This window comes from Sphingomonas sp. RS6 (assembly GCF_054489705.1).
The window spans coordinates 67,591-88,741 of sequence record NZ_JBTMWM010000001.1 but is presented as its reverse complement, the minus strand read 5'-3'; the positions used below and the strand labels follow the sequence as shown (position 1 = coordinate 88,741).

27 protein-coding genes and 2 pseudogenes are annotated in these 21,151 nt (G+C 63.4%); 5 read left to right on the top strand and 24 right to left on the bottom strand.

The window, feature by feature from the left end:
- Positions 1-95: 95 nt before the first annotated feature.
- The 15 genes and pseudogenes from ACX40Y_RS00475 to ACX40Y_RS00405 form a co-directional block, all read right to left on the bottom strand.
- The gene (locus tag ACX40Y_RS00475; RefSeq protein WP_459117564.1) at positions 96-680 is read right to left on the bottom strand and encodes a PEP-CTERM sorting domain-containing protein; all 585 of its coding nucleotides are present in this window, start codon (positions 678-680) and stop codon (positions 96-98) included.
- A gap of 109 nt (positions 681-789) precedes the next feature.
- Positions 790-1,455 carry a phage virion morphogenesis protein gene (locus ACX40Y_RS00470; protein ID WP_459117563.1) on the bottom strand — a complete coding sequence of 222 codons (666 nt, stop codon included), beginning with the start codon at positions 1,453-1,455 and terminating at the stop codon, positions 790-792.
- Complete coding sequence (locus tag ACX40Y_RS00465) at positions 1,452-1,946, bottom strand: phage tail protein (RefSeq protein ID WP_459117562.1); 495 nt, start codon at positions 1,944-1,946, stop codon at positions 1,452-1,454. The genes ACX40Y_RS00470 and ACX40Y_RS00465 overlap by 4 nt, the downstream gene beginning before the upstream one ends.
- A gap of 52 nt (positions 1,947-1,998) precedes the next feature.
- Positions 1,999-2,106: pseudogene (locus ACX40Y_RS00460) on the bottom strand (PEPxxWA-CTERM sorting domain-containing protein); the annotation flags it as partial.
- A gap of 439 nt (positions 2,107-2,545) precedes the next feature.
- On the bottom strand, positions 2,546-5,410 hold the full coding sequence (locus ACX40Y_RS00455; protein WP_459117561.1) for a spike base protein, RCAP_Rcc01079 family: 2,865 nt from the start codon (positions 5,408-5,410) through the stop codon (positions 2,546-2,548).
- Positions 5,411-5,412: 2 nt separating this feature from the next.
- Complete coding sequence (locus ACX40Y_RS00450) at positions 5,413-5,625, bottom strand: hypothetical protein (RefSeq protein ID WP_459117560.1); 213 nt, start codon at positions 5,623-5,625, stop codon at positions 5,413-5,415.
- A 25-nt stretch (positions 5,626-5,650) separates the two neighbouring features.
- On the bottom strand, positions 5,651-6,169 hold the full coding sequence (locus ACX40Y_RS00445) for a hypothetical protein (RefSeq protein WP_459117559.1): 519 nt from the start codon (positions 6,167-6,169) through the stop codon (positions 5,651-5,653).
- Positions 6,166-6,648 carry a glycoside hydrolase family protein gene (locus ACX40Y_RS00440; RefSeq protein WP_459117558.1) on the bottom strand — a complete coding sequence of 161 codons (483 nt, stop codon included), beginning with the start codon at positions 6,646-6,648 and terminating at the stop codon, positions 6,166-6,168. Before ACX40Y_RS00440 ends, ACX40Y_RS00445 begins: the two co-directional genes overlap by 4 nt.
- Positions 6,645-6,989 (bottom strand): hypothetical protein, encoded by a 345-nt coding sequence (locus ACX40Y_RS00435; protein WP_459117557.1) that lies wholly within the window; start codon positions 6,987-6,989, stop codon positions 6,645-6,647. The genes ACX40Y_RS00440 and ACX40Y_RS00435 overlap by 4 nt, the downstream gene beginning before the upstream one ends.
- A 2-nt stretch (positions 6,990-6,991) precedes the next feature.
- Positions 6,992-7,207: a tail protein X gene (locus ACX40Y_RS00430; RefSeq protein WP_459117556.1), complete on the bottom strand. Its 216-nt coding sequence runs from the start codon at positions 7,205-7,207 to the stop codon at positions 6,992-6,994.
- The gene (locus ACX40Y_RS00425; RefSeq protein WP_459117555.1) at positions 7,207-7,680 is read right to left on the bottom strand and encodes a head completion/stabilization protein; all 474 of its coding nucleotides are present in this window, start codon (positions 7,678-7,680) and stop codon (positions 7,207-7,209) included. Before ACX40Y_RS00425 ends, ACX40Y_RS00430 begins: the two co-directional genes overlap by 1 nt.
- A complete protein-coding gene (locus ACX40Y_RS00420; RefSeq protein WP_459117554.1) occupies positions 7,677-7,865 on the bottom strand; it encodes a hypothetical protein in 189 nt (62 codons plus the stop codon). Before ACX40Y_RS00420 ends, ACX40Y_RS00425 begins: the two co-directional genes overlap by 4 nt.
- A gap of 124 nt (positions 7,866-7,989) precedes the next feature.
- Positions 7,990-8,844 carry a phage terminase small subunit gene (gpM, locus tag ACX40Y_RS00415; protein ID WP_459117553.1) on the bottom strand — a complete coding sequence of 285 codons (855 nt, stop codon included), beginning with the start codon at positions 8,842-8,844 and terminating at the stop codon, positions 7,990-7,992.
- Between the two features lie 53 nt (positions 8,845-8,897).
- On the bottom strand, positions 8,898-9,953 hold the full coding sequence (locus tag ACX40Y_RS00410) for a phage major capsid protein, P2 family (RefSeq protein WP_459117552.1): 1,056 nt from the start codon (positions 9,951-9,953) through the stop codon (positions 8,898-8,900).
- Positions 9,954-9,999: 46 nt separating this feature from the next.
- Entirely contained in the window at positions 10,000-10,842 is an 843-nt protein-coding gene (locus tag ACX40Y_RS00405; RefSeq protein ID WP_459117551.1) for a GPO family capsid scaffolding protein, read from the bottom strand.
- Between the two features lie 140 nt (positions 10,843-10,982).
- Between ACX40Y_RS00405 and ACX40Y_RS00400 the strand changes: the two are divergent.
- The 5 genes and pseudogenes from ACX40Y_RS00400 to ACX40Y_RS00380 all read left to right on the top strand — a co-directional run.
- A pseudogene (locus ACX40Y_RS00400) lies at positions 10,983-12,767 on the top strand (terminase large subunit domain-containing protein); the annotation flags it as partial.
- Positions 12,768-12,816: 49 nt separating this feature from the next.
- A complete protein-coding gene (locus ACX40Y_RS00395) occupies positions 12,817-13,857 on the top strand; it encodes a phage portal protein (RefSeq protein WP_459117550.1) in 1,041 nt (346 codons plus the stop codon).
- A gap of 151 nt (positions 13,858-14,008) precedes the next feature.
- Complete coding sequence (locus ACX40Y_RS00390) at positions 14,009-14,845, top strand: DNA adenine methylase (protein ID WP_459117549.1); 837 nt, start codon at positions 14,009-14,011, stop codon at positions 14,843-14,845.
- A gap of 211 nt (positions 14,846-15,056) precedes the next feature.
- Positions 15,057-15,779, top strand: coding sequence for a hypothetical protein (locus tag ACX40Y_RS00385; RefSeq protein ID WP_459117548.1), 723 nt, complete (start codon positions 15,057-15,059; stop codon positions 15,777-15,779).
- 177 nt (positions 15,780-15,956) lie between these two features.
- Positions 15,957-16,601 carry an SOS response-associated peptidase gene (locus ACX40Y_RS00380; protein WP_459117547.1) on the top strand — a complete coding sequence of 215 codons (645 nt, stop codon included), beginning with the start codon at positions 15,957-15,959 and terminating at the stop codon, positions 16,599-16,601.
- Here ACX40Y_RS00380 and ACX40Y_RS00375 read toward each other — a convergent pair.
- The 9 genes from ACX40Y_RS00375 to ACX40Y_RS00335 all read right to left on the bottom strand — a co-directional run bounded on the left by ACX40Y_RS00375 (position 16,598) and on the right by ACX40Y_RS00335 (position 20,915).
- Positions 16,598-16,912 (bottom strand): hypothetical protein, encoded by a 315-nt coding sequence (locus tag ACX40Y_RS00375; protein WP_459117546.1) that lies wholly within the window; start codon positions 16,910-16,912, stop codon positions 16,598-16,600. The two genes, ACX40Y_RS00380 and ACX40Y_RS00375, sit on opposite strands and share 4 nt — an antisense overlap.
- Positions 16,912-17,370 (bottom strand): hypothetical protein, encoded by a 459-nt coding sequence (locus ACX40Y_RS00370; protein ID WP_459117545.1) that lies wholly within the window; start codon positions 17,368-17,370, stop codon positions 16,912-16,914. The genes ACX40Y_RS00375 and ACX40Y_RS00370 overlap by 1 nt, the downstream gene beginning before the upstream one ends.
- Before the next feature lie 9 nt (positions 17,371-17,379).
- Positions 17,380-17,592 (bottom strand): hypothetical protein, encoded by a 213-nt coding sequence (locus ACX40Y_RS00365; RefSeq protein WP_459117544.1) that lies wholly within the window; start codon positions 17,590-17,592, stop codon positions 17,380-17,382.
- A gap of 106 nt (positions 17,593-17,698) precedes the next feature.
- Complete coding sequence (locus ACX40Y_RS00360; protein WP_459117543.1) at positions 17,699-18,157, bottom strand: hypothetical protein; 459 nt, start codon at positions 18,155-18,157, stop codon at positions 17,699-17,701.
- Between the two features lie 5 nt (positions 18,158-18,162).
- Positions 18,163-18,486 (bottom strand): hypothetical protein, encoded by a 324-nt coding sequence (locus ACX40Y_RS00355; protein WP_459117542.1) that lies wholly within the window; start codon positions 18,484-18,486, stop codon positions 18,163-18,165.
- A gap of 141 nt (positions 18,487-18,627) precedes the next feature.
- The gene (locus ACX40Y_RS00350; RefSeq protein ID WP_459117541.1) at positions 18,628-18,969 is read right to left on the bottom strand and encodes a hypothetical protein; all 342 of its coding nucleotides are present in this window, start codon (positions 18,967-18,969) and stop codon (positions 18,628-18,630) included.
- Positions 18,970-19,018: 49 nt separating this feature from the next.
- Positions 19,019-19,531, bottom strand: a complete 513-nt coding sequence (locus ACX40Y_RS00345) for a helix-turn-helix domain-containing protein (protein WP_459117540.1) — start codon at positions 19,529-19,531, stop codon at positions 19,019-19,021.
- Positions 19,512-19,748: a hypothetical protein gene (locus ACX40Y_RS00340; protein ID WP_459117539.1), complete on the bottom strand. Its 237-nt coding sequence runs from the start codon at positions 19,746-19,748 to the stop codon at positions 19,512-19,514. Before ACX40Y_RS00340 ends, ACX40Y_RS00345 begins: the two co-directional genes overlap by 20 nt.
- Positions 19,749-20,690: 942 nt before the next feature.
- Positions 20,691-20,915 (bottom strand): hypothetical protein, encoded by a 225-nt coding sequence (locus ACX40Y_RS00335; protein WP_459117538.1) that lies wholly within the window; start codon positions 20,913-20,915, stop codon positions 20,691-20,693.
- Positions 20,916-21,151 lie beyond the last annotated feature (236 nt).

The following is a 21,151-nucleotide window of genomic DNA, read 5'->3' as shown; positions in this document are numbered from 1 at the left end:
GCCAATCGGATAGCTTACCCTGAATGAGTGGTCTTGTCAGATTGCCACGTTTGTGCCGCCCGTAATGGACGCTATCGGGTCGACTGTCGCCAACGTTACCAAGCCACAGCCAGCCGCCGCCGTCTGATGCGCAGCGTGCCCCCTGCCAGTCCAACGCCGACAATTAACAACCCCCAATCCGCTGGCTCCGGGACCGGAGCGGCGTTGACTGCCACCGTTGCTAACGCAGAAGTGGGCCCCTGACCGGGCGCCCACTGAGCAATAAACTCGAGTGTCGTTCGCGCCCCGATGATGTGTAGCCCCGGCTCATTCAGGTTTTGCGGGAAGATAAGATTTATAAAGTAGTCGAATCCGTTCGCGTAGTATGTCACCTTACCACCTTGCGGACCACCAAAATCCGTAAAACTAGGATAGTTCGGATTTGGATCGACGTAATAGTATGCTGTGTAACCAATCGGTGCAAACGAAAGGCTCGTCGGGGCGATAGTCGTATTCCAGCGCACAGAAATAAGAGTCGAAAAGCCAAATTCAGCGTCTCTTGGTACAAGGGTATAAATCAGTGCACCATTATCCTCGTCCGATGGATTCACGGGTAGGCTGTATGAGGCAACATCCGCGAGGGCAGGCGTCGTATTGCACGTGGCCAATGCAATCCCGAACATCATCAAGATCGATCGCATTTGAATTTCCCTTTTTAATCGAATCGATCATGGATCGATAATTAGCCAGTTGCAAGACTGCCCTAATTTGTTCGCGCTTGCGACCAGTTGACCTGCGGGGGCTGATATTTTAGCTGTTCCGTTCCAGGTGATGCAAAAACAGATCGATAAGTGCGTCAGCCTCCCGATACGAGAGTCCAATCAGCACGCGACGTGTGTAGCGCACCGGCCTGGCGCCGGCTGCGGGGCGATCCATCAACCCCTCCTGCGATACGCTGGCGATCTCCGACGCGCGGCCGGCGAAGCCGATCCATGCTTCACGATCGCTTGCACCGGCTCGGAGATTGCGGCCGTTGCGGAGCTTGCGGAACATGGCGGCGCGGCGGATGCCGCCCTTGCGACGGAACTTTCCGGCACCGCGGTTTTGTTCGTCGGGTTCGATCGGTAGCCAGCGATCGACCTTGTCCCAGAAGAAGCTGCGGATGGCGCCGGCCTCTATATCGAAGCCGGTGAGCAGCTTGCCCTCCTGTACCCAGCTTTTCATGAGGACCAGGCGCGGTTCGGCCGCGCCCTTGGGGTAGAGGAACTTGACGGTGCCGTTGCCCGGCCGGGGCGTTGGCTTGGGCTTGCGCGGCGCATAGGCGCTGCCATCGGGGTTTTGCTGGCGCGCGATCCGGGCGGATTGCGAGCGCTGAAGATCCTTGGCCATCGCGCGCAGGATGCGGCGCCGTTCGGGCGGCGCCGTCTGGCGCAGCAGTGCGCCTGCGATGCGCTCCAGCTCGGCGAGATCGTTCAATTCTGGTGTCCTGCGATCAGATCCGGTTCGGCACCGGCAGGCGCGCTCAGAAGGACCTGCCACAGCGGCACGCAACCGAGGCCATCAAAGGCATCGCCGAGCCGCGCATCGGGGAGATGCGCGGTCGCAAAGCCGCCCGCTGGCTGGAGCTGGACGGTGACGATTTCGGTGAGGTCGATCCAGATCGAAACATCGGCGGCGTCGGCCGAGACGAGTTCCGATTCGAATCGGAAGGGTTCTTGCGGCGCACGTTCGAGCAGATCGGGCTGGGCGTCGGCGATCCAGGCGAGGATCGGCACGATCAGGCCGTCGATCGAGCCGGCATAATCCTGCGCGACCAGGTTGAGCGTGTAGTGATATTCGAAGGCGAGTGCGCCCGATCGTGCAGCGATGCGGCCCTTGTCGACGAACATGCTGAGCTTCGCGGGATCGTCGCGAAGCGCGGGCACATGGGCGAGCAGAACGCGGCGGAGATCGTCAGGCTTCTGCATGCCAGGTCCTCGAGCAAGGTGGCCCGGCGACTATCAGCCGCCGGGCAGTGGTTCAGGCGAAGGCGGCGCGGCGGCGGCGGACGCGAAGCGCCGCACCGGCAAACCCGAAGCCGCCGATCAGCATGCCCCAGGCCGCCGGTTCCGGCACCCGCACGGTGGCGTCGCTCACCTCGAAGGTGAGGTTGCGATAAACGACGTCGTACAGATAGATGCCCGGCTGATTCGTAATCTGGAAATAGAGGCTTTCGTACCAATAGGGGCCGCCGAACTCGAGATTCGCCTGCACAAGCAAGTCCTCACCTTCCGACACCGGTACGTAAAGGCGATCATGCCGGTCGAGAATTACGCCATCTTCGGGCGCTGTTACCTCAAACGACAGGAGCGTCACCCAAGTGGGCAGACGGCCGTCCTCGGTTGCGAAATTGAACGTCCCGAACGAACTCGCGGAAACCATCGTGTCCCATACAACAATGTGTGACTGGGCGAAGGAAGGCGTGGCGAGCAACATGCTCGCCAGCAATCCAAGAAACCACTTCATCGACTTTCCCCCTTTGTAAAAGCGAGCCGTTACGATGAACAAATCGTTAACAAAAGTCTAATCAAGATACGCCGGCGCCGACCGGAGATGCGGCCGAAACGGGACGTCCGTTAATATCGAACGGGATAAGCGGCCTGACGCCCACCGTCAGCACGTCACCCGAGATGCCACCGCTTTCCTTGTCGGCGGCAATGCCCCCGACCTTGCCGTCGCCCAGCGTCCGGTCCACGCCGACAACGAAATGGCTGCGGCGAATGCGCACGCCGTCTTCGGGCTGCGGGAACGATGCGTCGGCGAAGAGTTCGCCATAGACGTTAAACAGATGGACGTGGTCCTTATTCCAATGCGCCTGCTCTGGGCCGTTGCGGAAGCCGATCGTCTGTTCGGCGGAGGTGCGCTGGCCAAGGAAGGTCGAATGCGCGATGGTGAAGTTGCGGTGGCCGTCTTGGAGCTGACCGAATTCGCTTCCCCGTGCGGTCTTTCGCAAGTTGGCCAGGCCCATCGCGAACCCGTGCATGTATTTGGCGCGGGTAGACGTCACCGCCGCTTGCGGCACCGAGAATGCGCTTCTGATCCGGCCGGTGGTGGCACTGGTGCCGTCGCCGTCCATCAGCACCACCTCGCCCGCCTGAGGTCCGCTCGTGACTTTAACAATATCGCCATCGCGCCAGGTTTGGGCCGAGCTGAAGTTGATGTCCCTACCGTCGCTGCCGGAGGTGGTGAGGGTGGTCCCCGACGGTGACCAGGGTACCAGCCCCTGAGTCAGGAACAGCTGTGCGGTTGGCGATTTGCCGCAATAGCGGAAGATCGTCGTGTTTCGGACACCGACCTGATCCGCGCTTACCCCTTGTTGCTGGCAGAAGTCAGCATGCCAGACGATATAGGCTCGAATGCGGTCACCCGGCTGGAGCGCGCTGAGGTCGCCGGCAACCTGCACCGTGTTCGTGCTTGCCCTAAGCCCGGTCCCACCGAATTGCACGGTTGTTCCGGCGAGCGCACCACTCACCACCTGCACGAAGCGGTCATAGCTGGCGATGGCGTCGGTCACCGCACCGGTCGTTTCAAAGGCGATCGTCGTCAGACCCGCGGAGGTGCTCGCGCCGGTGACCGCAAGGTCGTTTTCGACATGGTAACGCTGGTGGAATTCGCGGTCCATGTCGCCTTCGAGCCCGTCGACCACGACGTCGTTATAAGCGTCGGCCTCGGTCGAACCGCCTGCGGTGGCGAACAGATCGGTCGAGTAGCTGGCGGTCTCGCCGGGCACCGGCCCGACGTTGCGATACAGATAGGCGCCGAGCAGCTGATAGCTGCGCATATAGCATTCGGTGAGGTATGCGCGCGCGCCGTTGGCGGCGTTGAACATGCCGTTCGAGCCATCCTTGGGGTTGGCCGTCAGGTTGTAGCCGATGTCGAAGCCATTGGCGTCGACCGGGCCGTTGGCGTCGACGTCGAGCAGCTTGCAGGCGCTGAAAGCCAGAACGCACGGGCTGAGCGACCCGTTCATGCTCATGATCTTCGAAAGATCGACATTCGCTCCGAAGAAGTGTGCGCGCTGGATACGCGGCGTCCAGGCAGCCGCCGGGGTGCGGCGATCAGGCCGGGTGATGACGATATCATCGGCGCTTGACCAGTGCGGCGAGGGCCGGAATTCGACCATGCGCGTCGGCTGAGGCGAGGCGGTGCCGGTATTGCTGTCCTCGACATAGGTGCCGTTGGCCATTTCCACCAACGCGCCCTGGACGGTGGCGTTTAGAGCAAGCTGCGCATCGAGCAGGCGTGGCCCGAGCGGGACCGAGGGATGGTTCCCGGCGTTCGATTTGGTGCCCGATGGCGACACGAAGAATTTCGGGCGGTTGAGCCAGGCATATTGGTTTGCGGTCACCGCGCTCTGGCCGGTCCAGCTACAGGCCGTCGAGCCCCGGGTCAGCGTGACCGTGCGCGCGGTCTTGCTGCTGAAATAGCAGTTATAGGTGCCGGTGGCGCCCGCCCAAGGCGCGTCGAGCGTTGCCGCGGTCGCGCCGCTAGGCGAGGCGGTGAAGGTCAGCTGAACGGGATCGAGGCTGCGATCGGCGTTGATGGTAATCGGCAGCGACACGCGCCGCTCGAGCCCGTGCTCGCCGCGCAGATAGGCGTAGAGGGTGGCGTCGCCGGCTGTGACGGGGCCTTGACCGGCGCAGATCGTGATCGCGAAGCCGATCGAGCCCTGTGGCGCCCATGTGCCGTCGGGCATCAGGACCGGCGTGTCGTTCACGCTCCAGTCCGTCACGACGGCAGAATTGCCCTCGAGGAAGAATTCCACTTCCTTCACGTAGTTGATCTGATCGCTTTCCGGGGCCTGTGGCGGCAGGCAGACGACGCTGATCTTCTGCCCTTCGCCATGCACCCATGAATAGGGGACTGCGGAGAAGTTCCCCGTCATCTGTTCGTCGGGCACGAGCGTACCGAGGGGCACGGCGCTTTCAGCAGGCGCGACGCCGCCGCTATCGCGCGTGCCCTGCCATGCGGCCGAGGGTGCGAGCAGCGTCGTGGGCGTCGGCGTTGGCGTGGGCGTCGGTGTTGGAGTGGGCGTCGGTGTTGGAGTGGGCGTCGGGTCCGGCGTCGGCGTGGGGGTGGGCGCAGGTTCGACGAAAGCCTGCAGCGGGTTGAGCAGGGCGCTGAGGCCGCTTGCCGAGGTGCCGGTCAAGTAGACCCGCTTGAAGCGGATTGCGATGCTCTGACCGCTCGCGATCGCAATGGTGCGATCGTTGCCGGCGGCGGTCATCAGGCGGACGTTGCCCGCATCGCCGCCACAGGTGATGCCTGCTGCTTCCTGTTCGAGATCCTGATCATCATCGGGCACGATCGCCACCGCATCGAGCGCGGGGCCGATCGCCTGAAGCGCGGCGAGCATCCGAGCCTGCAGTTCGGCGGTGGCAACTTTGCTCATGATCAGCGGGTCTCCGTTTCGGGCGGGCAGGTTTCGGGGGCGATCCATTCGACCAGGCGCCGAAAGCGGGCGCGCTGATCGCGATCGTGGAGCACCAAAGCGCGCAGGGCGTCGCGCAGCGGGGCAGGGATGGTTGCGACCTGATCGGTGGGGAAGGCCGGGCCGGGCCGGGGGCAGGCGAGCAGATCGGCGGGCGGCAGATCGCGTACCGGCACCGCGATCACGTCCGCCGGCCGGTGTTCAATCGCGGGGCTGCAGGCCGCCAAGGCGATTGAGAGCAGCGAACCAGCTGCCATCGACCAGATCGTCATTTTCGATCCGCGCATCGGCTTTCTCCATGTTGGTGAGGGCTGCAGCCCGGTTTCCGGACTCCGCGCGGGCGGCGACGTGGTCGCGCGCGGCCTTTGTCTCCCGCTCGGCAGCGGCATCGGCGAGAATTCGGGCAGTGCCGGCGAGGGTAGCGGCGCGGAAGGCGGCAAGATCCTGCACCGCCTCCCGACAGGCGCCGCCGCGCGGCAGGGCGACCTTGTGGCGTTTGCCGTTGGCGTCGGTGCGCTCGATCGTGGTGGCATCGATGCCGGCGCCGGCCTGGGCGCAGGTTTCGCGCGCCCAGGCAGCCCAGGCATCGCGATCGGCGCGGGTGCGGCGCGCGTCGACATAGAGCGCCGCCGTGGCGATGCCGAGGGCGATCAGGACGAGCCAGCTGTTGCCGGCCCAGGCATGCAGCGCGCGGGCGGCGCCGACGATCAGCTTGATCATAGGGTTCCCTGTTCCATCATGCGGGCAAGGCGCTTTGCACGGGCGCCGACCTGGCGCGCCCAGAGCGACGCGCGCATCCCCGTGGCGGCACCGGCGAAATCGCCGCGTTGGATCTTGGCCAGCGTGTTGCGGAAGCCGAGCAGGCGGCGGATGCCGAGATTGAAGCACATGTTGATCAGCACGCGCTGGCGCACGTCGCCGAGCGTGCGCCACCAGGGCAGCCGCGCGTCAAGCTGGCGTTCGCACTTGGCGATATCGTTCGCGAGCAAGGCGCGCGACTGCGCGGGCGTGATGCCGCTTCGCAGCACCGAAGCGAGCGTGATGCCGAGCGTATCGGCTTCGGCTTCCGAAATGCCGACATCATCGAGATTGCGGCCGACACCAATGGTGCGCTTGCCGGCCGTGCAGCGATAGACGCGGAATCGTTCGCCTTCATCGCGGACGAGTTCGGCTTCGAGGGCGGCGCGATTGTAGCTCACTGCTCGCCCCCCTTGCCGAGGAAACGATCGCGCAAGGTGGCCGGGATGGTTCCGGCGACGTCGGCCGCCGCGGCGATGAAGCGCGGCGTCGCTTCGAAGGCGATCATGCCGATGGTGAAGGCGATTCCCTGAAGCACGAAGGGATCGAGCGGCCAGAGCGCGCCGATCGCGCGGCCGGCGAACCACGACACGACGATGCCGACCGCAAGCTGGGTGAAGCGTTCGCGCCAGGTGAGCCCTTTTCGCCAGGCGAGGCCCACCGCTGCGCCGATCGCGCCGGGGGCGATGCCGGACAGCAGCGCGAACAATGCATCGAGCAGCGCCATGATCTTCTGTTCCAAGGTCAACTCCAGAGCTGGACCGTCTCGCGCACCGGCTGTGCCTGGGCGGCGATGACGGGGAGGGTGACCGGCGTGCCGATCGGGAGGACGGCGCCGCGATCGGCGAGGCCGGGGTTGGCGGCGAGCACGGCTTCGAGCGCTTCGGCGCCGAGGCCGCGTTCGCGCCACAGCAGTTCATCGAGCGTGTCGCCCTGGCGCGCGGTGATGACGTCCGCCATCACAGCAGCTCGATGCTGGTGCGGGTTCGGCCGAGGATGCGGCGCACCGCGTGGAGCGCGTCGCGGCGCAGCTCGCCGATCGAGGCGTCGAGATCGTCGACCTTGCGCTGGCCGGCGCCGGTGAGATCGACGTCGCGCAGCCGTTCGACGAGCAGTGCCTTCGCCCAAGCGCCGATGGCGAGCTGATAGAGGACGAGGTTTCGCGTCGCGCCGTCAAGCGGCCGCGACGGCACATCGGCGAAGCTGGCGGCTGCCTGGCCGGCGCGCCATTCCTCGAGCTGGTCGTTCGCCCAGATCATCGCCTCGCGGACCGCGTCGCGCAGGCGCTCGACCGGGAGATCGGCGGGGATGCGGCGCGCCTTGCGCAGATCGGCGACGTTCACATCCGGGAACCAGCCATCATTGACGATCGGCGCATCGGCGGGCGTCGCGGGCGGCGGCGCGAGAACCGGGGTGCAGGCGAAGCCGTTCATGCCAGCGCGAGCCCCGCCAGCACATGAAGCGCGAGCATGAAGCCAAGCAGGCCGACAAAGGCGAGAAGCGCGTTGCAAAGGCAGGCGGCGAGGGCTTTCGCCGTCACCGCATCGGCCGTGGCCCATGCGAAGAGCACCGCGCAGAGCGCGAGGTTCATGATCTCGAAGGCGAGGGCCGGGTTCATCGCGGTTCGGTTCCTTGCTTGGCGTCCCCGGCAAACGGGGGTGGGGACCGGGTCCGTGACGGCCCTCAGCCCGAAGGCCCTCCCGTCACGCGCGATCCGCCCCCGAGCGCCGGGGGCGAGCTGGTCAGGCGCCCTGATCGGGCGCGGGTTCGGGGGCGGGCGCGTCGAGCAGCTTTTCGACCTGCCGGATGCGGCCCTTGACCCCGACGCGATCGTCGAGCTGTTTCGCGCGGCGAAGCGCGTCGAGCGCCCTGGCATTGGCGCGGGCGCGTTCGTTCGCCGGCAGTTCGATTTCGGCGCGCGCCGCCATTTCCATGCCGATCGCCTTGAACAGCTTGGCGCGGATCTGATCGTGCATGTCCGCGTCTTCGGTGAGACTTTCGACGGCAAACAGGATGTCGAGATCGAAGTGCTCGCCCGCCGCCTGTGCCTTGAGCGCGGCCGAGGCGATTTCCTCCGCCACCAGCGCGGCGGTGCTGCGCTGATAGCGGGCGGGCATCGGCAGATCGTGATGCAGCAGATGCTCCGCCAGTTCGATCGCGCCCTGATATTCGCCGACATCGATCAGCCAGACCATGATGGTCGGGATCACTTCCTCCGCGCGGGCGGTGCCGGTTTCGGCCGCCGCCTGAAGATGCGCGCGAACCCAGTCACGATAGGCGGGCAGCATTTCGCGCTTGGCCTCGACCTTGCGCTCGATCGACTGGATGCCCTTGAGCCGGCGCATGTCGTGCACCAGGCGCAGCATGATCTGGGCATCGGGACCGGACCCGAGCGCGGGATCGGCGCCGCCGGGTTCGTCGGCGCTCGCCGCAAGCGCCGCGTGCTGAAGCGCGTGGAGGCGGGCAGGCGTGGCGGGCGCGGCGACCGGCGGGGTTTGCTGCCCGCCCTCACCCCGGGGCGCGGCAACGATCGGTTCGGCGTGATCGGGCCTGGCCATTGCGGCGAAGCGTTCACGATGCTGGCGAGCTGGGCTCATGATGCGTTCCGGTGCTGAAAAGGGGGAGGGCGGGCAGACCTTGGCGCAGGTCCTCAGACCTTCGGGCCAAGCTGGATGTTCTCGACCAGCGCCGCCTTGCCGTATTCCTCGACCATGAAGGCGTCGTTCACCGACTCGTAGTTGGCGATCTGATCGAGGGCGGACTCCTCGACGATGTTCCTGCGATTCGAGCCAACCTGCCAGTAATAAGACAGGTTCTTGAGGCTGGTGACCATCAGCGCGTCGGCCGGGAAGTTCGGCACCTGCATCGTCGGCTTGCCGCCGAGCTGGCGGCTGGAGAGCAGCACGTCGCGCGCCACCATCTCCGTTGCCGTGTTGCCGGCTTCGCTCACGATCTTGAAATATTTTTCGTGGACGAGATCGCGCCCGACGATCACGACGAGATCGGTTGCGCCCTGGAACTGGGCGTGCAGCAGATTGTGGATGACGTCGAACACCAGCGCGTCGAGATTGGCATAATCCGCGGCGCCCGTTTCCGAGACATAGACTTTTGCCTGATCGAGGCCGCCATGCGGCATGACGCGGCTGGGCGCATAGGTGCGCATCTTATACAGCCAGCCGTAATTGACGTCCTGAAGCAGCGGATAGGCGACGCGATCGGTTTGCGCCTGAGCATCGACGCCGTTGAAGCCGATGGTGATGATGTCCTGCGCCTTCTGGACGATCACGGCATCGCGGCAGAGCTGTTGGAACTCCGGGCGATGAGCCCAGGCGTCGAGCAGGCCGTAGGGCCAGGCATAGTCATAGTTGGTCTGCTTCGCGACATACTGATCGATCGCGTCGCTGCCGAACGGATTGGTGGGCGTGCGGCGCTGGCCAGCGGCGGTGTTGGTGCGGCCGGCGAGCGTGCGGGTGACGCCGACGCCGACGCGGTCGCCGATCTGGGGGATGACGGGCACGACGTTGATGCGCGAGAGGAAGTCGCTGGTTTCCTGAAGCTTGGCCTGCAAGCGCTGCTCGATCGCGGGCGCCACGGCGAATTTCTTGATCTCGGTCGACGTGCCCGAGAAGAAATTGCCGTCGAGGCTGTTCAGCTTGGCGATCTGGCCAAGGTAGCTGTTGAACAGCACGCGGGTCTGGTTCTGCATGTAGTGCTCCGGGATGCGAGGAGGTGGGCGCGGGCGGGGAGGGCGATCAGCAGTCGGTGAGGTGCTTGCCGTTGCCGCCGGTGGCAGGCGGGCGGCTGAAGCCGGCGGGCGTGTTTTCCAGCTGGCCCTTCAGGCTGCTGAGTTCGCCGCGAACCTCGGCGATGGCGTCGTGCGCGGGCTTGACCGCCGCCGCGACGGCCTCGCCGATCGCGGTGCTGAAGGCCGCCATGTCGACATTGTCGTTGGCGTGCTTCGGCTTCGGCTCCGGCTTGGGTTCGGGGGCCGGTTCGGGCCTTTCCTCGCTGCGATTGAACATGGCCGCGACCTTGGCGAAGCCGGCGGCGATGGCGTCGGCGATGCCGGCGCTGCCCGCGCCTTCGAATTCGATCGACACGGCCTGATCGGACGCGGTGAACATGGTGCCGGGGGCGGTGCGGGCGAACTGAAGCTTCTGGGTGCCGATCGAGGCCGGGGTGTCGGTGAAGGCGAGGCCGATCAGGCCAACCTTCGACGAGCCGGCATAATCCGGCGTCAGTTCGACCGAGGGGTAGGGCTTTTGCTCGGCGGCAGAGAGGGCGACCAGCTGATCGTTGCCGTCGACCTGAACATACAGCGCGCGGCGCGTTTCGGTTTTGCCGGCGATGGTGAATTCGTCATTCTGCGCGCGCACCGCGACGACATCACCATAGCCGTTGAAGGGCGGTTCCGGACTGAAGCCGGCGATATGCTCGATATTGATCCGCGGCGAATAGGTCTCGCGGTTGAAGGTCTCGACGACCTCGTCGATCATCTCATCGGTAATCGTGCGGCCATCGCTGATCGTCTGACCGGCGACGAAAGCGCGGAAGAACTTGGAGAGTTTGCCCATTTCGGTGCTGGTCCCTTGCATGATCGCGGCGAGGCGGCGTTTCGACGCCGGAAAAGGGACCTGTTCGGCGCTGCTTCTCAAGCGCGGGCGCTTGTAAAGCGGGCGTTTACAAGGCTGTGCGCTCAATGGCGGGGAGCGGGCGTGGCTAGGTTCGCGGCGCCATGCATCCCGCCGACCAACCCCTGCCAGCATCGACGATGCCAATCCCGGTGGATGCCCGCCGGAAGGCGCGCAGCCTGTATTGGCGGTATTGGACGATTACCCAGATCGCGGAGGAGCTGTGCCTTTCACGCGCGACGGTGGAATCGTGGCGCCAGCGCGATCGATGGGATGATGCGCCTGCGCTCACCAAGATCGAGGATGCGATCGAGGCGCGCATCGTCGGGCTGATCGACAAGGACAGGAAGACCCCCGGCGATTTCAAGGAAATCGACCTGCTGATGCGGGCGGTTCAGTCGGCGGCGCGGGTGCGCCGATATGAGGCGCCGGGCGGGCACGAAGGCGACCTGAACGAGAAGGTGGCCAACCGGAACAAGGGCGAGAAGAAGAAGGCGAAGACCAACTATTTCACCCGAGAGCAGGTGGAAGAGCTGGAGCGCATCTTCCACGACGAGCTGTTCGGTTATCAGCAGGATTGGTGGGACGCGCGCGACGAGCGCACGCGCATGATCCTGAAATCGCGCCAGATCGGCGCGACATGGTATTTCGCGCGGGAGGCGCTGCTCGATGCGCTGCGCGGGCGCGGCAACATGATCTTCCTGTCCGCCTCGAAAAGCCAGGCGCATATCTTCCGCAACTATATCATCCAGTTCGCGGCGCGGGTGGGCGTGAAGCTGCAGGGCGATCCGATCGTGATCGATGCCGAAACGTTGCCCGAGGGCGAGGATCTGCCGCAGCTGATCTTTCTGGGGACCAATGCGCGGACGGCGCAGGGCTATCACGGCAATTTCTATTTCGACGAGTTCTTCTGGACCTATGGCTTCGAGGAGCTGAACAAGGTCGCCAGCGGCATGGCAATGCACAAGAAGTGGCGGAAAACCTATTTCTCGACGCCGTCGACGATCGCGCACCAGGCGCACCCCTATTGGACCGGCGAGCGCCGCAACCGGCGGGTGAAGAGGGAAAACCGCGTCACGATCGACACGGGCCATGCGCGGCTGAATGTCGGTGCGTTGTGCGAGGACAAGGTGTGGCGCCAGATCGTGACGATCGAGGACGCCGAGGCGCGGGGATGCGACCTGTTCGATCTGGACGAGCTGCGCGTCGAATACGCACCGGACGAATTCGCCAATCTGTTGATGTGCCAGTTCGTCGACGACAGCCTAAGCGCGTTCAAGTTCAACGAGCTGCAGAACGCGACCGTCGACGCGATGGTCGATTGGCAGGACGTGAACCTGCTCAGCAATCGGCCGGCGGGCAATCGCGCGGTTTGGGCCGGATATGATCCGCAGGAGAGCGAGGACGGCGACAATGCGGCGCTGGTGATCGCGCTGCCGCCCGAGGGGCCGGGGGGCAAATTCCGCCTGCTGGAGAAGTATCAGCTGCGCGGGCTGGATTATCAGGCGCAGGCCGAATTCATCCGCCAGCGGCTGGCCCGATACAACTGCACCTATCTGGGCATCGATGCGACCGGCATCGGATCGGCGGTCTATCAGCTGCTGCACGGCACGGTGCGCGGCTGCACCAAGATCGAATATTCGCTCGAATCCAAGGCGCAGCTGGTGATGAAGGCGCAGCACAGCTTTTCGCGCGGGCGCATCGAATTCGACGCCGGGTGGATCGATGTTCAGTCGAGCTTCCTGTCGATCAAGAAGGCGCTCACCGCGTCGGGCCGGGCCATCACCTTCAAGGCGAGCCGGGGCGGCGAAGATACCGGCCATGCCGACCTGGCATGGGCGGTGATGCACATCCTGATCAACGAACCCCTGGACGGCAGCGCGCGGCCGAAGACGCGCATGGAGATAGTCGATGGCGAAGCGGACTCGAGCGCGGACGATGTCCCGGCAGGAAGCGGGAGCGGCCTCGTCTGGGGCCTTGGTGCCCGCGAAGGCGGAGACCAGTTCGGGCGGCATGGCGTTCAGCTTTGGCGATCCGGAGCCGGTGCTCAACCGGCGCGAGCTGCTGGACATGGCCGAGTGCTGGCACAATGGCCGATGGTACGAGCCGCCGGTGCCGCTCGACGGGCTGGCGCGCGCGTTTCGCGTATCGCCGCACCACAGCAGCGCGATCATGCTGAAGCGCAATTTGCTGGTCGCGTCGTTCGAGCCGTCGGCGCTGCTCGGCACCGCGGCGTTCGAGGCGCTGGCGCAGGATTTTCTCGTGTTCGGCAACGGATATCTGGAGGAGCGGCGCAACGTGCTGGGCGGCTTGCTGCGCTATGATCACGTCATCGCCAAGTACACGCGGCGCGGCGTGGAGCCCGGGCGGTTTTTCTATGTGCCTGGCGACCGCGACGAAAGCGAGTTCGTGCCGGGCAGCGTGGTGCAGGTTCGCCAGCCGGACGTGAATCAGGAAATCTATGGCGTGCCGGAATATCTGAGCGCGCTGCAATCGGCGCTGCTCAACGAGGCGGCGACGCTCTTTCGGCGCCGCTATTATCTGAACGGCAGCCATGCCGGCTATATCCTCTATGCCACGGGCGAGATCGACGAGGCGGATACCAGCGCGCTAAAGGCGGCGCTGAAATCGTCGCGCGGGCCGGGCAATTTCCGAAACCTGTTCGTCCATGCGCCGAACGCGAAGGAGGGGAGCCTGAAGATCCTGCCGATCGCCGAGGTGGGGGCGAAGGACGAGTTTCTCGGCATCAAGAATGCGACGCGCGACGATGTGCTCGCCGCGCACCGCACGCCGCCACAGGTGCTGGGCATCGTGCCGGCGCAGGGATCGAGCGGGTTCGGCAATCCGCTCCAGGCGGTCGACATGTTCTTCGATCTGGAGATCGTGCCGCTGCAGGTGCGGCTGCTGCAGATCAATGAGATGGCGGGGCGGGAGGTGATCCGCTTTCGCGCTCGGCAGCCGATGGCGACCGCCGCCTGAGAAATACCCCCGTCGCAAGGCCGGCGGGGGTGCTGCCCGGGTTGCCGCCCGGTGAACCGACGAGATTGCCCTCGCCATGACTGATCGGCCGCATCGGCCATCCCGCACCGGGCGCGCCCGGCGGGCATTCCAGAAGAGGGTGATTTCCTACATGTCTATCGCAGTTTCGCCGGTGGCGCCGGCCGCGGGCTATATTGGCGGCAAGCGCAACCTGGCCGGCCGAATCGTCCGCATTATCGATCAGCTGGATCATCAGCTCTATGCCGAGCCGTTCGTCGGCATGGGCGGCATTTTCCTGCGGCGGCGGCGGCGGCCGAAGGCGGAGGTGATCAACGATGTCAGCGGCGACGTTGCCACCTTTTTCCGGGTGCTGCAGGAGCATTATCCGTATCTGATCGATATGCTGCGCTTTCGCGTGGCAAGCCGGGCCGAGTTCGAACGGCTGAAGGCGATGCCGCCCGAGCGGTTGACCGATCTGCAGCGTGCGGCGCGGTTCCTGTATCTGCAGCGGCTGGCGTTCGGCGGGCGCGTGAACGGGCGGACCTTTGGCGTCGATACAACGCAGGGTGCGCGGTTCAATATCGCCAAGCTGGAGCCGGTGCTCGCCGACATCCATGAGCGGCTTGCGGGCGTGGTGATCGAGCAGCTGAGCTATACCGCGTTCATCGATCGGTATGATCGGGCCGGGGGGCTGTTCTATCTCGATCCGCCTTATTGGGGATGCGAGACCGATTATGGCCAGGACGTTTTCGCTCGCGAGGATTTCGAGCGGATGGCGGCCCAGCTCGCCGGGATCAAGGGCAGGTTCCTGCTGTCGTTGAATGACACGCCGGGTGTGCGTGAGGTGTTTGGCAGCTTCCGCATGGCGGAGGTCGAGACGACCTACACCGTGGGCAAGGGCAATGCATCGAAGGCGGGCGAATTGCTGATTGCGAATTTCGCGATCGAGCGCGACGTTGGGGCATGCGCCCGCGCAGACCGAAGCTGATCGAGATCGAGTTCGTGGTGGTGGCCATCCTTTCCCTTTTTGGGGTGGGGATGGCCATCGCTTCGGCGGTGGTCGGTTGGCTTTGAGATTTGCTATTAAACTTTGAATTTGTGAAATCGATGGATGGTGGATCAGATACCGTCTAGTCGTATATTGTGAATTATTGTTATTTCCCTATTGTCGATATGTCCCGCATAATGGAGAAGTGGTGATGTTCACTTTAGTGAAGTATGGAAATCGAGAGCACATAAAGAGATTCTTCGAGGATGGCACGATACAGATCGGGACGGTCCGATCTTATGATGAGGAGACATTTGGGACGCGGATTGGCGACGATAGTGAGGGCATAAGCAGGCAAATTATAACAGACAATAATATTAGAGAATATTTACAGGCCGGTTATTCAGACCCGGGTTGGTTTGGGCCAGGGTGTAGTGGAAACCTTGTCTATTCTACAAATGTCTGTCATAACTATGCGATATTTTGCCTGTCAAAGATACTTCATCGAGACCTTTGTAGGGATTTTGATGCATCCTATGATGCAGCTTTGCTTATAACCGAGCCTTTCGTTTTCTTTCATTTATTGACTGATGCCTTCTCCAAGGCGAAATTAACTGAAGGAGTAGAGTTTCGTCACGTACAATCTGTCCAGTATCGCGGTAGGGACATCGGCGCTCACGAATACGTTCAAGAGGAGTTCTTAAAAGATGTGCGCTACTCTCATCAAGGTGAGGTTCGCGCCTCATGGATGGTGGGTTCGCCAAGCCAAAAATTCTATCGATTTAAAGCGCCTTGGGCGCGGTGGGCTTGTTTAGCATTATCAATCGATGACATGCCCAATTATCCGCCCGGAACTGATATTTCTGAGATAAGCAGGCAGTTCACCGACGCCTGTTTGATTGCGAGGGAGAAAAATCCGCTACCAGATTGGTAGAAGGAGAATAATAAAAGTCGCCATCTTGAGGTTTCATATACCGGTACCGAATGACACGGCGGGGATGGGTAGCCGGATGGTACGTCGCGTTGTCGGTTCGCATGAATTGTGCAAGTTGGCCACCGCTTTAGAGCTGATGTTTGATTTCGCGGTTTTACGTCGGGGGGGTAAGCGCGCATGTGCAATTTGTACCGGCTGAAGGCGTCGCCTGCCGAAGTTGCCGCGCTGTTTGGCGCCGTCGAGGCTTCGCCTTCGAATGCGGGGGCTGAAGTTTACCCCGGGTATCCGGGGGCGGTGGTTCGGGAGATAGACGGCTTGCGGGTTGTCCAGACGATGATCTGGGGCTTTCCGCTGCGGCTGAAGACGATGAGCCCGTCCGCGAAGGCCAAGCCGGTAAATAATATTGCCGATCTGAGGAAGCCAATGTGGCTCGGGTTGGCGCGAAAGCCGGAATGGCGGTGCTTGATTCCGCTGACCGGCTTTGCCGAGGCCGAGGGAGTGAAAGGCGCGAAGACGCGGACGTGGTTCAGCCTGAAGGACGAGCCGATCTTCGCCTGGGCCGGGTTGTGGCGCGATAGCGCCGAGTGGGGACCGGTTTATTCGGGCGTGATGACCGACTGCAACGATGCGATCCGCCCGGTGCATGATCGGATGCCGGTGTTGTTGCACCGCGACGACTATGATCAGTGGATGCATGGCGATTTCGACGATGTACTCGCCTTGCAGGCGCGCTGTTTCCCGAGCGACCTGATTATGATCGATCGCACCGACGAACCCTGGGTGAAGCGACGGGGAGGGGAGGTGGCTCCGGCGCTGATTTAGGCGCGGAACCTGCTCACCGCTCGCCGCCATTCGATGTCGCTCGGGAGCGGCAGGCTGGTGATGGTGGGCGCGTCGCGCGTCAATTCGATCGTGGTGCCGCGTTGCCCGCATCGGGAGCAGCGAAGGCGGCGGCCGGCATCCGCCAGCACGTCCGACCATTGTTTCCGTTGAAATAGTCGCCAGAGCGCGGCGGCGTGGAAACCCGCGACGTGCCCGCAGCCGGTGCAGGTCGCCTGCACGGTGCGGTGGAAGGCCGCGGCCTCGAACAGGGTGCGCGGCATCTGGCCACCATCCCGATCGTAGCGCGCCATCAGCCGACCAGGCGCAAACGGGGTCGCATGGCATCCGGCGCGCGTTGGAGATCGAGCGAGGCGAGCTGCGCCTGCGGCACGACACGCAGAAGGACGCCGGGCCAGGCGGGGAACATCGCGCGGGCCTTGGCGGAGAGCAACGTCGCCGCCGGCTCGTCCTGGAGCAACGTTGCGTCATAGCCGCACCATAGTTCGGGTGGGATTCGACCGAGCCGATAGTTGTTGGCGACGACGAGCACGACCGGCGGGTGCAGCTCGCGGCGGCCGGCGATGAAGCGGGCGAGGCAGATCGGACGCTGTGAGGACCGCCACTTCTCGTACGCTTCCGCCGAATTGCTTTGGCCGAGGCGGTAGCCCTCGACCCGGCCGACATGGATCAGCCAACCGCCATAATCGTAGGTTTCGAGCTCGATCGGCCAGCGATGCGCCAGCCAGTTCGTCCTTTCGATCGGATCCATTGTCGGGCTTCAGCGGTGCGCGTGCTCGACGAAGAGCGTCGGCTGGACCGAGCGGTCGTTCAGCACCGTCCGGGCGCGCTGCGCCGCGCCTACGGCCTGGCGATAATGGATGGTTCTGAACCGTTCCGCCTCATCAAAGCCGAGCGGTGCCCAATCCTCGCTCGGGTAGCAGGCGTCATAGATTGCGCGTGCGGCCGCGCGCAGCTGGAGATCGTGCTCCATGCTCAAGCTCCCGTTGATTTCGAGTCGCCGATGTCGGCGGGACGGGAATTAGAACATATAAAGAACATGACGCAACCCGGGAATCACCGGGATGGTGTCCCGAATTTCAGAGCGACGCGTCGAGCCAGTTGCGAATTTTGGAGAAGGCCGACGGGTTCAGATAGACAAAGGTGCGCCGTTGGTCATTGGGATCCGACATTCGAAAGACCAACTGTTCTTCCTCCAGCCTTGAAAGCCAACGGAGCGCCGTGGTGGGTGGTACAGCTGAGGCCGCGCATACGCTGGTGACGGAAACGCGCTGCCCTTCGACTTCCGCGGCGAAGAGATCGATCAGCATATCCCATGCGGGGTCCGCAAAGAGTTCGCGACAGAACAGCACTTCCCGGCGGCGGCGGGCGCGCAGATAGCGCCGAGCGAGCCGTGCCAGTTCCATGTCGGACCGGGTGGCCAATTCCTCCCGCTCGTCGGTCAATTCGAGCCGGCGAACGGCGATATGCGCGCGGTCCGACAGCATCCTGACGAGGGCTGTGATCTCCGCCAGTTCCTGTTCGATAACATCTGTCATCAGGCTCAATCCGGTAAGAGATCGGCCCGCCTGTCCAGCCAGATCCCGGCGACGATGCTGACCAGCGTCGGGATGGCCCAGCATGAGGCTGCCGCGAAATAGACGTCCGCCACGAAGCCGGAAACGAGCCCGGCGCTCATATGCGAGAGGACGGCGAGGCTGTGAAAACCCGTCGCCCAGATTGGCCACCAGCGCCGGCTGACGAGCGAAAGCAGGTAGAGGCCGGCGAGCAGGCACAGATCGACCGCGAAAACCGCCGGTTCTGCGCGGCCGAAATGTGCGCCAATCCGGGAGGCTGGTATCGTCAATATGGCGGCGGCGACGATCATCACCGCCGCTCGCCGGCCGTCGCGCCCACCCTGCAACCCTGCGTAGCCGCAGGATAGACCGGTAAGGAGCCAGAAAAGCAGTGTAATCAACGCTGGGCGTTCTTCACTGGACGGCGGCGATTTGCGCGGAAACGGCCCGGATCAGGCCGGAACCGTTTCGGCCGTGGTCAGAGGATTGGAGGGCACCCAGCCGTCCGGGCAGCCGAAATCTTCGACCGCGAAGTTGCTCTGGCCCTTGATGTGCGTGAGCAGGCGAAGCGTGGACACCATTTCCGCGCGACCGGACACGACCTGGCTGAGGCTGGCGGTGAGGGATGCGAACAGCCTTTGGCTTTGGCTGGCGGGCAGATTGGACCCCTTGGTCGTTTCGAGAACCGATGCGTACATGCGCACGGTGCTCAGCAAGGCGTCGTCGACCGCTTGCACGGCGCTTTTCGAATCCGCGGCAACGATAGCACCAGCTCCAGGATGGAAGTTCAGCATCTTTGCATCTCCCAGGCGCGCGTCGACGCGCCGTTCAAGGTTTATCGCTCTATCGAACGACTTTCAGCACCCCTGCGATCAGCAGGATCACCGCCAGCGCGACCGTTGTTCCAACGATGACGACCTGGATAATCCGAGCCGATTTCTGCAGTGCCGAAAGGTCGTTGACGGTGCCGCCGAGCGGAGGAAGCTGAAGCAGGTTCCTGCGTTCCGGCGGTTCCGACACCGACGGTTGTGCGGGCATTGCGGGCAGGGGAGCAACGGGCTCCGATGGTGATCCTAATTTTTGGGATGCTTCGAAATGGCCGAACATCCTTGCTGCTTCCCGGCGGTTCGACGCTCCCAATCGCGCCATCGCGTGCTTGATGTAGGTGTCCACCGACGAGGGTGAGAGGCCGGTGTTTTGCGCGATCTCTTTGGATGTCATCCCTTTGCCGACCAGGCGCAGGCATGCCTTGTGCCTTTCGTTCAGCTGATCGATCGCGATCGAGGTGGCGTGTTCGTCCAGGCGCGGCAACGGAGCAGCTGGCCTGATCAGGCTCTCAGAGCCCATCTCGGCCATCCGGCGATAAGCCGTGCGATTCGCCCTCGCCGGAAGTCGGCAGCTCGTAGCGATCTAGTAGCGTGTCCAGCGCGAGCTGAAGGTGACAGGCGACTTGGCCTTCTCCGATGTCGTCGCAAATGGCCAGCGCGGACTGGATATGGGAGGCCAAGTCCAGGCGTGCGGCAAGATCGGATGTATCCACAGTCGTCAAACCCTCCGGCGAATCGCCAACCATGCGACATCTTGTACTCTTTCTTCAGAGCAGTCTGCGACAGGAACGGAGATCCCTGTTCTTAAGACGAAGCGCGCGCTTTTCCCCCCGCCTCGCCCGCCCGCTTTTCGTATCCCTTTTGATGCACTGAGCCACCCCTGAGGGCCGCCCTGAGAGGGCGGGCCCGCTCGCGTGATGCAATTTGATGCACCTCCGGCGGTGCCAGAGACGGCCCGCTGGTTCAGTGGAAAGCGCGTAGAACTGGCTAGCGGAAGGGTATAGCTCGCGGGGAAAGTGTGACCGGGCAAACCGACTTCGCCTGAGAGGGGCTAAGGATCTGTAAATATGATTCTTTTTCGGTCGCAGTGACAGGCTGACTAGAGCAAACCGAACGCCCCCTCTCGGGATTACCTAACTGTAAACAAAGGATATTATTTTTGAAGCAAATCACCGTTTATGGTCGTGATCCGGTTTGGTCTCGGTTTGCTTTTTGGTTTGGTCCTAAGTCTTTGAAATCACGGGATGGTCATTCGGGTCACACTTTCCCCGCGTGCTACAATCTAGCCAATGCGAGTTGCCCGTGTTTGCTGAGGAGGGGCAAGCATCGTGCATCTGGCTTGGGAAGCAATAGCACTTGCGAAAAGATGGGCACGCCCACCTGTCGAAACTAAGAAAGCGCTTTAGCTCTGATCGCCTCGGCGTTGAAGATCGCCCGATCCCTGGATGGCGGGCGCCGATCGGCAGCCTGGACTTCCTAGGTCGACTTGGTATCGCGCTGGTATCGCAATCGATCGATGTTCTTAGGCTGTTCCGCCGATCTATGTGGCTTGAACGGCAGAAATCCGTCATTTTCCAAAGCGCAGAGTGCAATCGCACTGCAGAGGTCAGGGGTTCGATTCCCCTCAGCTCCACCAGCCGCCCTTCAATTTATCAGCGAAACTTGGCCGATCGGTTGGAAGCTGGCGCCTAACGCTTGCCGCTCCCGACGAGCGCAGCTTGCGCGACCCTTAGCGTGATCAGTCGCTCGGAACTGTTGTCGCTGGCATCGCCCCAGGAAAAGGCGGATTCGCCGGGATGAAGGTCGGCCCAGATGTGGCCGGCCACACGATAGAGCTCGTCGACCCGCGGCTGGCGGCCGTTGGCGATGCAATCGATCACCTCTGGCGCGATCATGGCCGGTCGCGACGTCATGGCTGCTCCTCTCCCTTTCGCCTCAACTGGGGAGCGCGCCGCGAATTGAAAGGGGCGATGCGACGAGCCGTGGTGCATGAAAGCGGCTTTCACGAAACCGCGCGCGTAGAGGCGGTGGCGGGGGCGGCGACAGGACGGCTGTTGCCGGACGCTCGGATCGTGCCCTATCCTGATCGGACGTCCTCGAGACGGCGTTGATGCCCCTGCAAGGCGTTTGCACGACCGAGGCCGCACCG